Below are 14,407 nucleotides of genomic sequence, written 5' to 3'. Positions count from 1 at the left end.
CGCTGCCTTTCCGAGCCGGTTTTCCGGCACGGCCCGCACTTCACCCGCCCCGGGGAATTCTCGTCTTGCCCTCAAAGCATCACGCTTAGTCGCTCCGGCCTGCCTGCATTTCCTATGGGAGATCCGCCATGGATACCTACCCGACATCCTTCTACAAAGGGTTCGCGATTTACCCCCTGATTTACCCCTTCAACCCGCCACGCGAGTGGCACGAAAAACGCCCCGACCGTGCGTACAGCGTCTCGGTCGTCATCTGCCGTGAAGGCGAGACGATGGACGATGAGCGTTCCCGCGTCTTTCGCCTCAGAGGCGAGCCATGGGACAACGTAGGCGCTGCAAAGCGCGCGGCCACGCATGGCGCCGAGGAAATCATCGATGGGCTCGTGCCTGGCCAGTCCATGGCGGGCGAGTAGAGGGTTCTGTGATGCCCAACTCGGAACGTCTGCCCGGTGGCCTGTTCAGGCGCCATCATCCAATCAAGCAGCCCAGCAATGCTGGGCACCAGGAGCGCGCATGGTTCGAATGCAGTACTCGATCTGCCTAACTTATGAGATTCACGATCAGTCTGCAGACTTCATCTTCAACTTCCATGCAGCGCAGACTGCGCGGCAGACCATCGTTGCCGAATCGCTGCAACTGACCCCTGCAGTTCCGACCACGCTTCAGACTGAGCCGGGCCTGCTCAACCGTCATCTACGGGTGCAGGCACCGCGCGGCCATCTCGCTATCAACTATGTTGCGACCGTTGATATGCATCACTTGCTCACGCCGCCTCAGTCATTGTTTGAGGTGCGGGTGGCGGATTTACCGCTGGACGTTATTCCCTTCCTAGCCCCTAGCCGATATTGCGAATCAGACCGCCTCATGGCGTTTGCGCGCCGGGAGTTTGGCGGATATCAGCGCGGGTACGCGCTTGTCCTTGCGATTCGGGATTGGGTCTGCCGGTACGTGGAATTCATTCCGCTTTCCACGAGCGAGCAGACCTCTGCGGTCAGCACATTGGTGGATCGGCATGGCGTATGCCGGGACTACGCCCACTTGATGATCGCGTTGTGTCGTGCGCTCAGCATTCCGGCCCGCTTCGCGACGAGCGTCAATTACGGAGCCGACCCTGCCCTCGGCCCACCTGACTTCCACGCATTTGTGGAGGTGTACCTTGGCAATCGATGGAATCTGCTCGATCCATCAAACGGATCGATGCCCATGGGGCTCCTGCGGATTGGCACCGGCCGCGATGCCACTGAAGTCCCCGTCGCAATGATCTTTGGTGATGTCGAACCCGCGCGTCCCAGCGTCCAGGTGCACGCGCTCACAAGCGCAGAGCCGAAGGCCGATCTGCCAATGCCGACCGACCAAGCCATCTGCACTTGGTAAGCCACCAGCGCGCTCACCATTCCTGCGTCGCTGGAGGGACGTCCTCAGGGCCAAGAATGACGTCCACTGCGGCGCGCCCCGCCACCTCCCCCACCAAGTGCGCCCATCGCCGTGAAAACGGGCCGCCATGGGCCTTGATCCGTTTGCCGAGGGCTGCCACGCCCGCAGGCTCCATCGGCCCTTCGATCCGGAACCACACATCAAACATGTCCTCAGACGTCTGAGCAAGCTCCACATGAATCTGAAAGCCACGGTAGTCGGTGGTGCGTGTCATGTTGCCTCCGGTGTGCGTTATTTCTGTGCGCCAGTATTGCAGCATTGCAGCATTCAGCGCCAATGACCATGGAAGAATGCGCAATGCGCAATCACGTCATCTTCAACGTTATAGACACACGCAAGGAGCGATCCGGCAACCGAGATGCGCCTGGCGGGCATTGGACTTGGCGCGGGCGGCTACAGCCAATAACAAGAGATTGACGCAGTCCCGTGACGGGTGGGAATGCCTGCGTTAGGTCGGAGTGGCAGCTAGGCGTTGGCTGTTGAAGCTGTCTGCCGAGAGCGAATCGCAGCCACGAAAGCCGACAGAAATGCGCGCATTTCGGACTGCCGCTCAGGCACCTTCAGTAGGGTTTTGATTTCGTCTGGCATTTTTCCAATCAACGGGATGCGCAGAAATACGTCTTCGAGAAACTGATCGCTGACGGTGGACAGCACCAGCCGGAGCGATGTGAGCATGTCGTCGCCACGATGAGATGCATGTGCGAGCGCAATGGGTTTCCCGATGACTTCGAATCGCGAGACCATCCAATCGATGACGTTCTTGAGCCCTCCCGGAATCGCGCGAACGTATTCGGGGCTGGCAATAATGATTCCGTCGCATCCGGACACGAGCGCCAGGAATTCCAGCACTTCGGCGGGTGTCTGTTTCCCTTCCAGGTCAGGGGAAAAGACCGGCAAGGTGTCGAGGCGATGGAATACCGATAGCTCAACGCCCTCAGGGGCAACGTCTTTCAAGCCGAGCAGTAGCGCCGTGTTGACGGAATCGCGGCGGGCACTGCCGGAGATGGCTAGGAGCTTCATCTGGTTTTCCTTTAGAGACATCCTGCCGCGCCCGGGGTTGTCTGGTTCGATACGCTCGAAACGTCCCGCCGCCCATCAGCCGAACTTGCGCGCTGCATCGCGCGCCAGGCCAGAACCGATCCCGCCGAACAGGTCGCCCTCGACGCGCCGCGCCGACGGCAGCACTTGCGCCAGTTGCTCGCGCAGCAACGGCACCCCGCTGGAGCCGCCGGCAAAGAGAATGGTATCGACCGCTTCCGCTGCAACGCCCGCCGTCTTCAGCATGGCCTGCACCGTCGAGACCGTCTTGCCGACCAGCTTCCCAATCGATTGGTCGAAGTCCTCGCGCGTGACGGGCTGCTTCAACTCGGGCGCGATGCGGTGCAGGTCGATCTCCGCCACCGGAGCGTCCGACAGCGCGATCTTGGCGGCTTCCACCTGGATGGCCAGCCAGTGGCCGGCGCGCTCGCGGATCAGGCGGATGAGGCGGTCGAGTTTTTCGGTGTCGGCGGCATCTCGGTAGTTGTCCATCACCACCGTCCACGCCTTGCGCGTGTACACGTGGTTGATGGTGTGCCAGCTCGCCAGGTCGAAATACTGGCCGGACGGCATCGCCTTGCCGTTGCGCAGCGTGCTGTTCAGGCCCAGCAGCGGCATCACGCTGGCCAGGCTCAAGGCGCGGTCGAAGTCGGTGCCACCGATGTGAACACCGCCGTTGGCGAGGATGTCGTCACGGCGGTCAAGGCGTTTCGCGCGGTCGGGCGACAGGCGCACCAGGGAGAAGTCCGACGTACCGCCGCCAATGTCCGCCACCAGCACAAGTTCTTCACCGCTGATGCCGGCCTCGTAGTCGAACGCGGCGGCGATGGGCTCGTACTGGAAGGCGATCTCGTCAAAGCCAGCGTCGCGCGCGATTTCCGAGAGCGTGTCTTCGGCGAGCTGGTCGGCCTTGGGATCTTCGTCGATGAAGAACACGGGGCGGCCCAGCACGGCGCGGCGGAATTCATGGCCGGCCGCGCGCTCGGCACGCCGCTTGAGTTCGCCGATGAAATACGCGAGCAGCTTGCGGAAAGGCATGGCCTGGCCCATGACCTCGGTGCTGTCGTCCATCATCGACGTGCCGAGCAGGCTCTTGAGCGAGCGCATCAGGCGGCCCTCGTAGCCGGCAAGATAGTCGGCCAGCGCGGCACGGCCGTAGCTGACCGTCGGGTCTTCGGCATGAAAGAAGATGACGGAAGGCAGCGTGGCCTTGCCGTCTTCGAGCGGCAGCAGGGTGGGTGCGTCCGATCTCAGCCAGCCAACGGTGGAGTTGGACGTGCCGAAATCGACGCCGCAGGCGTTTGACATCATAGGAATGTGGCTTCTGGAGTGCAGCTGGAGGCATGCGCCTGCACGGGATATCAGGAGCGGGGGCCACCGGCGAAGGGGCGCTATTGTAGTGGCTTTGTGCGACGGGTCTGCGCACACCCATTCCCGCCGGCCTTCATCAAAGGCATTGTGGATGCGATTGATGCGTACGTATCGATGTCGCTCGGGGGGCCGCGATGTCGATCCGCAAACGTGGGACGTGTTAGCCGCCATAGAGCGGCGGGGCTATAACCAATAACAGCAGCAAGACGGTTCCCCGAGACGGGCGGGGGATTTCAATGCAAGTCGCGTAGAGTGAGAATCCGGACAGAGATTTCTTTGCTTCAAGGCTTGGATTGCACCGACGTTCCGGTACGCCGGGCATGTGTGATCGGTGGCCGCCCAAATAAGCTCCCTCCCTTCAAAAACTAGCGAGCCGATGCATGTTCATGAGAGCCCTCTTCGCGCGCAACTGGTGTGTATCGATCGCGTTGGCATTGGCGCTGCTTGGCGCCGGCATGGCCCAGGCCCAGGTTTCAAAATGGGTGGATGAGAAAGGCGTTGTGCACTATGGCGACGTTGTGCCCGATAAATACCGAGGCAACGCCAAAGCCATGACGCTAAGAAACGATGCGCCAAGCCCGGCGGAGCAACGAGAAGCGCTATTTCGCTTGCAGCAATCCACGGAATCCCCGCGGGCGAAGCGTTCCGTATCGGCCCCCGCCGCGCCTGCGGTCGTCGATGCCGCTGCACCCTCAACGGAAACCGATGGCCTCAGCTGCGCCGAGCAATGGAAGCTGTACCGCCAGGCGCAGGAATGCTTTGGCCCATATAAAAACGCGAATGGCTCGGTAAAAGTCGAGGCCCTTGCGCAGTGCCCTATAGTCAAGGAGCCGACAAATTGCACGGCGCGAAACGCTGAAGCCCGCCGATAGGACCACTCCTTAGAACTGGCTGTAAAGACTTTGCCGGCATTTCGTGGGCTGGGCGGTTTCCGAATCTCCATTTCCAATATGGGTAGGTCGTGACCACATTCATCGTTATCGCACTCCTTCTGGTTTCCCTACTATGGTCAGCGTCCCTTGGATGGGGCTTGCCTGCAACGTTCAGTGGCCGGAGCTGTCAGGGAAAGCGTTGGCGCAGAGCTTTCCCGTCCGCCTCAAAGTTGGAGATCCGCGAATTCCTACTCGTCTTTGTAGGCGCGTTTGCGCTACCTGATAGGCAGAAGCTGATGCTCAGCCCGGATGATGAGATTCTGGCTATATACCGAGCGCTATATCCTCGGCAATGGACTCCTGACGCCCTTGAGCTCGAAACCTTGGCTGAGGATGTTGAGGCGAGGTATGGGTTGGAGTTACGCCATATCTGGAACGAAAGGCTAAGCCTGGGTCAGCTGTTTGCGCTTAGCCGGCAGCATGCGTATGGAACGCCGATCAAGGTTTCTGTCATCGACTGAAATCAGATGCCGGCTGGCGCAAATGTCTTTGCGTCGCTTTGTTTTGGCCAGTATTCAAGTCTTTGGAGCGCGATCAGACTTCGCGCGGTACGCTCAAAACCGACGGCTGACGCCAGGAGGCTAGGCAATGAAGTGGTTGACTGTTTTCGCCCTTGCCCTGTGCTGCTGGGCCACCACATCGCACGCGCAAAGCGGTGATATTGCGGCGCATGTCGAAGTGCATGCGATTCCGTCGTTCACGCTGTCGGACACTCAGGTCTTGACCGGCAGCAAAGACGGAAAGCCTGTGATGGTGGGAGGCGTGCTACGCCTCGCCCAGGCGAGCGGGCGACAGCCGGCAGTGGTGCTCATTCACGGTTCCAGCGGCATTGGCCCCAACATCGAAATGTGGGAGCGCATATTCAATGCCATGGGCATCGCCACCTTTGCCATCGACGGCTTCACGGGGCGAGGCATCGTTTCGACAAGTCGTGACCAAAGCCAGCTGGGGCGGCTGAATCTCATCATCGACGCATATGGTGCGCTTTCCGTTCTGGCACATCATCCGAGAATCGATTCCAAAAGGATCGTGCTGATGGGCTTTTCGCGCGGCGGGCAGGCCACGCTGTATGCGGCGATGCGCCGGCTTCACCGGCTGTGGAATACCAGCGGTGCGCGCTTCCAGGCATACATTCCGTTTTATCCCGACTGCATGACGCGCTATCGGGACGACACCGATGTAGATGCCCCCATCCGGGAGTTCCATGGCGCTGCCGACGATTACGACCCGCCCCAAAAATGCGAGGCATATGTGGAGCGCCTGCGCAAGGCCGGTAACGACGTTGCGATGACGGTGTACCCCGATGCGCCTCATGCATTCGATCTGCCGCTCGACATGCCACCCACCGTAGCCAAAGGCTCGCAAACGGTGCGCGCGTGCGAGATCGCCGAAGACGAGAAAGGGATATTGATCAACCTCGCCAGCCACTCCGAGTTCACCTTCAAGGATGCATGCGTTCAACTGGGCCCGCATGTTGGAGCCAACGCCCAGGCACGCGAAGCGGCCATCCGTGACGTTCGCGCGTATCTGAGTACGCTCTTCTCACGGCAGTAGATTCAGGTATCTGCATCCCCCTTTTTTTGCATCCAGCACGACAAGCCAACGTGACACCTCGTTACCGAACGGCCCATGCGCTCAAGACGCCAGTGCAGCGCAGGTTGGTCCAAAAAATCGGGGCCTGCGTGACCTGAAGCATTACGCCCGCGAAGATCCTGCAGCGTTGGCCAGTTTCGCCATTGCCTGCGTTGCCGAACGAAGCGCTTTGTCGCCCATCTGCTCGGCAAGTTCTGCTCGGGCCGAACTCCACACCGGGAGCGCATCGGCCACGAGCCGACGCCCCGATGTCGTGAGGGTCAACTGCTTTCCAGCGCGGCCGCGTCCGCCTGTGGCATGGAGCAGATCCCGGCTTTCCAGATTCTGGACAGATCGGCTGAGGGTAGTGGGGTCGACCCCGGCCTTATCCGCCAGCTCGACCAGCGTCGTGCCTTCGGCCTCGCCGATACCAACCAAGAGGCTGAACTGCTCCGCCGTGAGCCCGAGCGGCTTGAAACAGGCGTTGTAGTAACGCGTGAGCGCGCGCGCCGTTGCGCGTGCCTGGAAGCCTGGGCACTCCGCTGCAACGTTCTTCAAAGCCTCTGGATCAAAACCCTTCATGCCTACCTCGTTTGACAATCGTGCCTGCCATCAATACTGTATATGCATTATTTAGGAGGCACAATGCCGGCATACGTACACGTCAATCTACGCATCCTCGACGCTGCCAAGCAGGCGGCGCTTGCTCCGCGCTTTCAAGCTGCACTGCAAGACGCGGGTGGGCGAATCCTGCATTTCGGCCCGGTCGCGCAGGTTCTGGAGGGCGATGAAGACCCGTTGCCGATGGCTGGCGTGTTCGAGTTCCCGACGCTGGCCCAAGCGCTGGCTTTCTACAATTCCGAGACCTATGCGCCGATCAAGGCGGATCGTCTGGAAGCCCAGCAAGCGCGGATGTTCGTTGTCGAAACGCTGTCGTGATCGGCCGCTTCCGGCCAGTCACGTACGTTGTCGGTACGATCAAAAAAATGCAGACCGCTACTGCGCCTGTAAAAACGTAGCAACGGCTTTCGCCTGGTCGTCTGTCAGCGTGTGTGCAACGGCGCTCATCACGGGAGCGTTGGCGCGCGTGCCGTTCTTGAACACCGCAATCTGCCGCAAGAGATAGGCGTCATGCTGGCCCGCCAGCCTCGGGAAGGTTCCGTTGCCCTGCGCTTGCGCCCCGTGGCACGACGCGCACGCCGGTACGCCTTCCGCAGGCAGGCCGTGCTCGAAAATCTCTTTGCCGCGCGCCATCAGTGCCGGGTCACCCGCAGGGCCGGCAGGTGCAGTCTGCCGTGCATAGTATTCGGCCAGAGACGCAATGGTTGCGTCGTCCAGCTGCGATGCAATACCCCACATAAAGGCCTGTGCGTCGGTCTCACCCCGGCCGCGGTTGCGAAAGCCTTTCAGCTGCGCTTCCAGGTACTGCGGCACCTGTGCGTCCAGGCGCGGAAACATCGGCGCTTCGCTCTTGCCGTGCACCCCATGGCACGAAGAACACAGCTGCGCGGCCAGCTTCTCGCCATCCTGCGCGCCCGCCATGTTTGACAAGCCGATCATCGCCAACGCTGCCAGCGCGGTCAGCCAGACTCGCCTGTGCTGATGGAATCCATTCATGGCGTTCTCCCCCCTCGCATCTTCGCGCGTGACCTACGGCTAGAACATGAACCAGCCAAGCAGGTAAATCGTGTTGTTATCGACCGCGTTTCTGCCGTTGCCGTCGTAATTGGCATGGGCGCCGTTGAACTTCAGGTACCACGTGTACTGCAGCGCGAGCCTGATCTGCGGATGCGGTAGATAGTCCAGCTCCAGAATCAGGCCTTGCGTGTCGGGCCGCCCGTTGGCGCTGCCGGTTACAGGCGCTGGAGCGTACAGGCCGGGGTCTGCGCTGCCGGTTGTTGAAAAGTACGCAACCGACCCCCCGTACTTGCGCTGGTAGTAGTACGACGCCTTGGCTTTGAAGGTATCGAGGTGATCGGTTGGGTTGGCCGGCGTGGGGCCCGCGCCGATGCCACCGCTCGGGAAGCTGGCCCGCCAGTTCTGTTGCTCGTGAATCCATGCCATCTGCGCCGTGAACGCATGGGTCATGGTCAGGTACTGGTACTGCGCGTCGAGTGCATAGTCTTTGAAGCGATCGGTTGGTGTGCCCGGCATGGTGTTGTCGGGATACCGGTTGGCCAGCAACCCGAATGTGCCAAACATGACCGAATGCGAACCCCACTCCTGGTTGTATGCCAGACGCCAGTACGGGTTCGCGCCGCTCAAGCGCGCAACGCCGCCCGGGGTTGCCGTGTCCTGCCCAGCACGGAACACGGAGAAGGCCTGATCGGCAGTCCGATAGGCGCCCAGTTCTGCGTAGATATGGCGCTGCCAGAATGCGTATGCGCTGGCGCCTACCACCTGCTGTGCCAATGCACCGTCGACAAGGGTGCCTGCCAGTGGAGGCACGCCGATGCTGGGCGCGGCATAGGGATACCCGAACGCCGGCGTGCTGTTCCACACGTCAGACACCGTCGGGTTGTTGTTGACCGTGACGCCGTAGATGAACTCAACGTCCTCACGCGTGAGGTGCCATGCAGCGCGGATATCGGTGTTGTCCAGCGCGCTGTGGTGCGCAACACCGTCGTACGTCCACTGTGCGAAGGCACCCACGGGCCCCGCAATGCGCCCAGCGTAGAACAGGCTCACTTGCTGCGGCACCGTGTCTCCGTTGCGCACGAAGTCGAAGTTGTCCTGATCGATCGTCCGCGTGTTGGTGCGCGAAATCTGCACCATGCCCGAGAGCGGAATCGTCTTGTTGTTGGCCAGCGTATAGCCGGTCATCTTGAAGAAGCGGCCGAAGGGTGTCAGTTCAGGAAAACTGACATGGCACGCCATGCATGCCATTCCGGTCTGGCGGGCGAAAGCCGGTACCGCACTGGCTTGTCCTGACCACGCCATCAGGCCGCCGATCAGCAGCCCCGCAAGCGCACGGAGCGCAGTATTGAAACGTCGCATGGTGCCCCTCCCCACTTTTTTTGTTCGGTTTTTTCACCAGCACGCTCATCTATGAAAGGCGCCGCTGCCGGAACTGTCAAACGCTCCGACGCGATTAGCCTGATACGGATCAACTTTTCACGCGTGCCACAAAGGCAGGGCGTGCTTGCAAAAAAGGGGGGCGTTCCTCGTGGAAATGCCGGTTGTACGTTTGCGCGCTGTGCGAGGGAGAAAACTTGGGCTGTTCTCGATGTTGCTGGGGGCCGCGATGTCGATCCGAAAACGTTGCATGTGGTAGCCGCCATAAAGCGCACGGGCTACAACCAATTGCAATGGATTGACGCCTTCCCGTGACGGGCCGGGAAGGCTGGGGCAAGGTGAGGGTGGCAGTCCCCCCTCCCCACACAGCAGAGAGCAGACGTTGGTCCAATGACGTCAGCGCTTCCAATGCTTCAAGAGGCCCGAGACACCCCTCAGTTTGCGGAGGCGTCATCCTTGCAGCATCGGTCCCGCTGAGAATTGTTGAATTGCCTCGGCAGGGCCCTTTCCATAGACTCCGCCCCTGGAAAATTAAGGGGAGGCTCCTCCCTCTCCCTAGTCGTCCATGCAGTCCTAGCTAGCCTCGGCCACCCGTCCCGGCCGGGGCCTTTTTTTGTCAGATGGCATGCTGACGCCGCCACCTTCGGCCCCTTCTTCTTTGACGCCAGCGGCATCGCTTTCGCTGCATGCGGGAATCGGCTGCTGAATACCTAATCGCAGTTCACGAAAGCCGCATCAGGCAGCTTACGGCCAGGAGCGGCCGGTCGACATCCTCAGTGCGGTTGTGGACAACTCCCGTGCAGCCGTTCCCCGAATCTGACTCTGACTAGAATGGGGTCCCGCTTACAGATGACCTCTCGAATGACGACGAAACAAAGAGTTGCCACTGCGCTGCTTGGCGCGCTCGCCTGGATCATCATCGACCAGGCGACGAAGGCTTTATTCAAGCAAATATTGACGCCCGGCGAAGTCGTGTCATTGCTTTCAGGAAGCCTGCTCGTTCTACCCACCTATAACCACGGCGCGTTCCTAAGCCTGGGGGCTGGAATGTCGGATGCGACGCGCAATATCGTCTTCATCTATGGCGTCCTGGCGATTCTGGTCGGCCTGTTCGTGTGGGTGCTGCGTTCGCCCACGCTCCGCCGTACCGAAGTCATTGCGGCAGCTTGCATTCTGGGTGGAGGGCTGAGCAACCTGTTCGATCGTTGTGTCTACGATGGCCGGGTTTTTGATTTTCTGAACATGGGCATCGGCCAGTTGCGAACAGGGGTGTTCAACGTCGCAGACATGGGAATCATGCTCGGCGTGGCGCTCCTTCTCTTCCGTGGTGTAAAGCGCGGACCAACCCTGCCGGGCGCGTCGACGGCCTGAGGGGTGAAGGGCCCGAGCCAACATCGCGTAGGCGAATCGAAACGCCAGCCGGCTATGCGTCTGCATCGCGGTGCTCGCTGTCGAAATTCAGCCTCGCTTCTCGGAAGCGGTCCGCATTCTCGACGATCCAGGTCCACAACGGGACCATGCGAACGAGCAGTTCCATGCCCGTGTCGGACAGCTCGTACTCCACCCTGGGCGGTATCTCTTCAAAGTCGTGACGGACCACCAAGCCGTCACGCTCGAGCTGTCGCAACGTGCGCGTCAACATGCGTTGAGTCACGCCATGCATGCGCCTGCCGATTTCTGCATGGCGCAGTCTGCCGTACACGCCCAGCGTGTGGACGACGCCGAGTGACCAACGGCTTCCGGCATGGGCGAGCACCTCTCGCCGCAATCCATCATCGTCGTCTCTCAGGCCGTCACATACGGTCTGCGAATAGTTGAGAAGTTCGTCTCGATCCAACTGCGTGGCTCCCAGTATCACGCGTGTGCCTTCTTCCATGCACACCCATGCATCGCTAGACTGCCGCAACACATTCCTTGGCAGGCTAGATGATGAATCAAACAGATCCTAACGCTACGTCCCAGAACATTCTCGTGCTCGGTGCCGGTGAACTCGGTCTCCCTGTACTGCGCAATCTTGCACGCCGCGCGCAGGGCGTGGACGGCGCGAAGATCAGCGTGCTGCTGCGCGCCAGTGCCGTTGAGTCCAGCGCACCCGGCAAGCAACAAGATATCGCTCAGATCCGAGGTCTCGGGATCGAGATCGTCGTAGGCGATCTTGTGAAAAGCTCCATCGAAGAGCTTGCCGACGTCTTCGCGCAATATGACACCGTCATCGGCTGCGCGGGTTATGCAGCCGGCATCGACACGCCAATGAAGTTGGCGCGGGCTGCCTTGCAGGCGCGTATCCCGAGGTACTTCCCATGGCAGTTCGGGGTGGACTTTGATGTGATCGGTCGCGGCAGTCCGCAGGACATTTTCGATGCGCAGTTGGATGTGCGCGAACTGCTGCGCGGTCAGCACAAGACCGAGTGGGTCATCATCTCGACCGGCATGTTCATGAGCTACCTGTTTGAGCCGGACTTTGGTGTTGTCGACCTGCAAAACCATGCGGTTCACGCCCTCGGCAGCCTGGACACCGCTGTGACGCTGACAACGCCCGATGACATCGGCGCGCTCACTGCCGAGATCGTGTTCGCTCAACCACGTATCCGCAACGAGATCGTCTATCTGGCCGGCGACACCGTGACCTACGGTGAAGTCGCGGACAAGCTGCAAGCGGCCCTCGGTCGTCCCTTCAGCCGCTCAGAGTGGACCGAGCAGTATTTGCTCGACGAGTTGGCACGCGACCCGCACAACATGATGCGCAAGTATCGTGCGGCTTTTGCCCAAGGGCGGGGTGTCGCATGGGACAAGCGCGGGACGTTCAATCAACGCCACGCCATTCCTGTCACTGACGTGGCAGCGTGGATCCATGCAAACCTTGCGTCGGGCCGCAACGCGCAATCGTAAGGCGGGCCGCCGGAGCGCGGCTGTTCAGCGTGCAGCCTTCGAGTTGTCCGCGCCCGGCTGCGAATTCAGTGTGAGTCGGTCGGCACCGTTTTACTCGGATGGCGAGCCTTTCGCGGAATAGCTTGCAAGCAGCGCCATACAGCGCTCCCGCAGAAAGGCACTCAGCGCTTTGATGGCGGGTGTCAGTTGCGCGCGGTGGGCGCAAATCAAATGCAGCGGCGCGGGCTCGCCGTATTCCTGCGGAAAGATCTCGACCAATCGGCCGGCCTTCAAATCGTTGATGAGATCCAGTCGCGATTTATAGAGCAGGCCTTCGCCTGCGATGGCCCAGCGGCGCACCGCATCGGCATCGTCGCTGACGCGATTTCCGGTGACTGCCACGGTGCGTTCGCCGCCGGGCAGCGTAAAGCGCCAGCGTTCGTGGACTTGCTCGCTCCAGATGTACCGAAGGCAGTTGTGTCGCCGCAGGTCGTCCACCTTGGCCGGGGCGCCATGTCGTTCGATGTACGACGGCGCCGCGCACAACGCACGCCGGTTGTTGTCGAGCAGTTTGATGGCCAGCAGGGATGAATCGGGCAGCGCCCCGTAGCGCACGGCAAAGTCCAGCGGCTGGCGGATGAGGTCGGCAGACCGGTCGCTCAGTTTCAGGTGCACTGACAAACTGGGGTGCTCATGCTGAAAATCGTCGAGCCACGGCAGCAGCAGGTTTCTCCCGAAATCGGACGGAGCAGACAGTCGCAACGGGCCGGAGAGTGCTTCCCGGCCACCGGCCAGCGCCTGTTCGCCTTGCTCTCGCGCGCCCAGCATGACGCGCGCATGCGGCAGGTAGCGCTCTCCAGCCTCTGACAGCTGCATGCTGCGTGTGGACCGGGTGAACAGGCGCGCATCCAGCGCTTTTTCCAGCCGCTGCACAGACGCGCTTGCCTGCGCGGGGGCGATGTTCAGCTGCCGCGCCGCCTCCGAGAAGCTACCGGCGTCGGCCGTGTGCACGAAGATTTGCACGTCATCGAGGCGGATGATTTTCATTGAAATGCCGAAAGTGTTTGGGCGCGCAGCCCGTTTATCCGCATATCGCTGAAAGATAGCATGGCCCTCATTCACTTCCTGGAGAACGTGCATGAAAGCCATCGGTTTCTATCAGAACCACCCGATCAGCCATCCCCAGGCGCTGCAAGACATCGAGCTGCCGACGCCTGAACTTCGCGACCACGATCTGCTGGTGGAAGTCAAAGCGGTGTCCGTCAACCCGGTTGATACCAAGATCCGGCGTGGCGGAGACATTCCAGGAGGGCAGGCGCGTATTGCCGGCTGGGACGCTGCGGGCATCGTCCGCGCGACTGGCCCGCTGGCCACCCGCTTCAAGCCGGGTGACCGTGTCTGGTATGCCGGCGACATTACGCGGCCTGGCACCAACAGCGAACTGCATGCCGTGGACGAACGCATCGTGGGCCCCATGCCGGCATCGCTGGATTTTGCGCAGGCCGCATCGCTGCCGCTGACAGCCATCACTGCGTGGGAACTGCTGTTTGATCGACTGCGGGTCCAGGCGGCCGATCCGACGGAGAACAGCGTGCTGCTGGTGACCGGAGCGGCGGGCGGTGTCGGTTCCATCCTGACCCAGCTGGCGCGCGCGCTGACGGGGATGACCGTGATCGGCACGGCTTCGCGGCCCGAAACCCGTGAATGGGTGTTGGCGCATAGTGCACACCACGTCATCGATCACCGTCAACCGTGGGCGCCCCAACTGGCAGCGCTTGGCATTGATCACGTGACGCATGTGGCTGGGCTGAACCAGAGCGCCGCTCACGTACCGCAGATCGCCGCTGTGCTGCGCCCCGAGGGGCAATTCGCCCTCATCGACGACCCGGCGGATCTGGATATCGGCCCGTTCAAGGGGAAATCCATTTCGATTCACTGGGAGCTGATGTTCACCCGCGCCATGTTCACCACCGCCACGATCGCCCGACAACACGCGTTGCTGCGCCGTGTGGCCGAACTGGTCGATCGCGGCGACATCAAGCACACCCTGACGCAGCGTATCGATGGCATCAACGCCGCGAACTTGATCAAGGCGCATGCGCTGGTGGAAGCCGGAAACATGATCGGCAAAGTCGTTGTTGCCAACGGCTGAACCCTGCAGACATCTGACAAGGAGC

The 14,407-nt window shown here is 61.1% G+C and carries 16 protein-coding genes; 8 read left to right on the top strand and 8 right to left on the bottom strand.

Features of this window, described 5'->3' with window-relative positions; all coding sequences use genetic code 11:
- Positions 1-128 precede the first annotated feature (128 nt).
- The gene (locus tag ACTJK6_RS21430; RefSeq protein ID WP_147215574.1) at positions 129-413 is read left to right on the top strand and encodes a hypothetical protein; all 285 of its coding nucleotides are present in this window, start codon (positions 129-131) and stop codon (positions 411-413) included.
- Between the two features lie 100 nt (positions 414-513).
- Positions 514-1,374: a transglutaminase-like domain-containing protein gene (locus tag ACTJK6_RS21425; RefSeq protein ID WP_440076372.1), complete on the top strand. Its 861-nt coding sequence runs from the start codon at positions 514-516 to the stop codon at positions 1,372-1,374.
- 13 nt (positions 1,375-1,387) lie between these two features.
- On the opposite strand, the gene ACTJK6_RS21420 is transcribed toward ACTJK6_RS21425, so the two are convergent.
- From ACTJK6_RS21420 to ACTJK6_RS21410, 3 genes are all read right to left on the bottom strand, one after another.
- A complete protein-coding gene (locus tag ACTJK6_RS21420) occupies positions 1,388-1,648 on the bottom strand; it encodes a hypothetical protein (protein WP_316880944.1) in 261 nt (86 codons plus the stop codon).
- A 251-nt stretch (positions 1,649-1,899) separates the two neighbouring features.
- Positions 1,900-2,454 carry an NADPH-dependent FMN reductase gene (locus ACTJK6_RS21415; RefSeq protein ID WP_440818910.1) on the bottom strand — a complete coding sequence of 185 codons (555 nt, stop codon included), beginning with the start codon at positions 2,452-2,454 and terminating at the stop codon, positions 1,900-1,902.
- 75 nt (positions 2,455-2,529) lie between these two features.
- The gene (locus ACTJK6_RS21410; RefSeq protein ID WP_440840131.1) at positions 2,530-3,783 is read right to left on the bottom strand and encodes an Hsp70 family protein; all 1,254 of its coding nucleotides are present in this window, start codon (positions 3,781-3,783) and stop codon (positions 2,530-2,532) included.
- A 440-nt stretch (positions 3,784-4,223) separates the two neighbouring features.
- Here ACTJK6_RS21410 and ACTJK6_RS21405 point away from each other — a divergent pair, with 440 nt between their 5' ends.
- Both ACTJK6_RS21405 and ACTJK6_RS21400 read left to right on the top strand, forming a co-directional pair.
- Positions 4,224-4,715, top strand: coding sequence for a DUF4124 domain-containing protein (locus tag ACTJK6_RS21405; protein WP_440840130.1), 492 nt, complete (start codon positions 4,224-4,226; stop codon positions 4,713-4,715).
- A gap of 648 nt (positions 4,716-5,363) precedes the next feature.
- Complete coding sequence (locus ACTJK6_RS21400; protein WP_440840129.1) at positions 5,364-6,329, top strand: dienelactone hydrolase family protein; 966 nt, start codon at positions 5,364-5,366, stop codon at positions 6,327-6,329.
- 141 nt (positions 6,330-6,470) lie between these two features.
- Here the strand turns inward: ACTJK6_RS21400 and ACTJK6_RS21395 are convergent, their stop codons facing one another.
- On the bottom strand, positions 6,471-6,929 hold the full coding sequence (locus ACTJK6_RS21395; RefSeq protein ID WP_440840128.1) for a MarR family winged helix-turn-helix transcriptional regulator: 459 nt from the start codon (positions 6,927-6,929) through the stop codon (positions 6,471-6,473).
- Positions 6,930-6,992: 63 nt separating this feature from the next.
- On the opposite strand from ACTJK6_RS21395, the gene ACTJK6_RS21390 reads away from it, so the two are divergent.
- Positions 6,993-7,286, top strand: coding sequence for a DUF1330 domain-containing protein (locus ACTJK6_RS21390; protein WP_316870592.1), 294 nt, complete (start codon positions 6,993-6,995; stop codon positions 7,284-7,286).
- Between the two features lie 57 nt (positions 7,287-7,343).
- Here the strand turns inward: ACTJK6_RS21390 and ACTJK6_RS21385 are convergent, their stop codons facing one another.
- Complete coding sequence (locus ACTJK6_RS21385; protein WP_322018693.1) at positions 7,344-7,964, bottom strand: c-type cytochrome; 621 nt, start codon at positions 7,962-7,964, stop codon at positions 7,344-7,346.
- A gap of 39 nt (positions 7,965-8,003) precedes the next feature.
- Positions 8,004-9,344, bottom strand: a complete 1,341-nt coding sequence (locus tag ACTJK6_RS21380) for a cytochrome C (RefSeq protein WP_440840126.1) — start codon at positions 9,342-9,344, stop codon at positions 8,004-8,006.
- Positions 9,345-10,223: 879 nt separating this feature from the next.
- On the opposite strand from ACTJK6_RS21380, the gene lspA reads away from it, so the two are divergent.
- Entirely contained in the window at positions 10,224-10,733 is a 510-nt protein-coding gene (lspA, locus tag ACTJK6_RS21375; RefSeq protein WP_260803912.1) for a signal peptidase II, read from the top strand.
- A gap of 52 nt (positions 10,734-10,785) precedes the next feature.
- Here the strand turns inward: lspA and ACTJK6_RS21370 are convergent, their stop codons facing one another.
- On the bottom strand, positions 10,786-11,199 hold the full coding sequence (locus ACTJK6_RS21370) for a winged helix-turn-helix transcriptional regulator (protein ID WP_313903713.1): 414 nt from the start codon (positions 11,197-11,199) through the stop codon (positions 10,786-10,788).
- 92 nt (positions 11,200-11,291) lie between these two features.
- Between ACTJK6_RS21370 and ACTJK6_RS21365 the strand changes: the two genes are divergently transcribed.
- Positions 11,292-12,251 carry an aromatic alcohol reductase gene (locus ACTJK6_RS21365; protein WP_440818942.1) on the top strand — a complete coding sequence of 320 codons (960 nt, stop codon included), beginning with the start codon at positions 11,292-11,294 and terminating at the stop codon, positions 12,249-12,251.
- A gap of 90 nt (positions 12,252-12,341) precedes the next feature.
- Here ACTJK6_RS21365 and ACTJK6_RS21360 read toward each other — a convergent pair whose 3' ends face one another.
- On the bottom strand, positions 12,342-13,271 hold the full coding sequence (locus ACTJK6_RS21360; RefSeq protein WP_440476316.1) for a LysR family transcriptional regulator: 930 nt from the start codon (positions 13,269-13,271) through the stop codon (positions 12,342-12,344).
- Between the two features lie 97 nt (positions 13,272-13,368).
- Between ACTJK6_RS21360 and ACTJK6_RS21355 the strand changes: the two genes are divergently transcribed.
- Positions 13,369-14,382 carry a zinc-binding alcohol dehydrogenase family protein gene (locus ACTJK6_RS21355; protein ID WP_440840125.1) on the top strand — a complete coding sequence of 338 codons (1,014 nt, stop codon included), beginning with the start codon at positions 13,369-13,371 and terminating at the stop codon, positions 14,380-14,382.
- The last annotated feature ends 25 nt before the right edge of the window (positions 14,383-14,407 follow it).

Origin of the sequence: Ralstonia sp. 22086 (assembly GCF_052045975.1) — a bacterium.
GTDB classification, from domain to species: domain Bacteria; phylum Pseudomonadota; class Gammaproteobacteria; order Burkholderiales; family Burkholderiaceae; genus Ralstonia; species Ralstonia wenshanensis.
The sequence above is the reverse complement of the archived record's forward strand: the minus strand, read 5'-3'. Positions and strand labels throughout refer to the sequence as shown.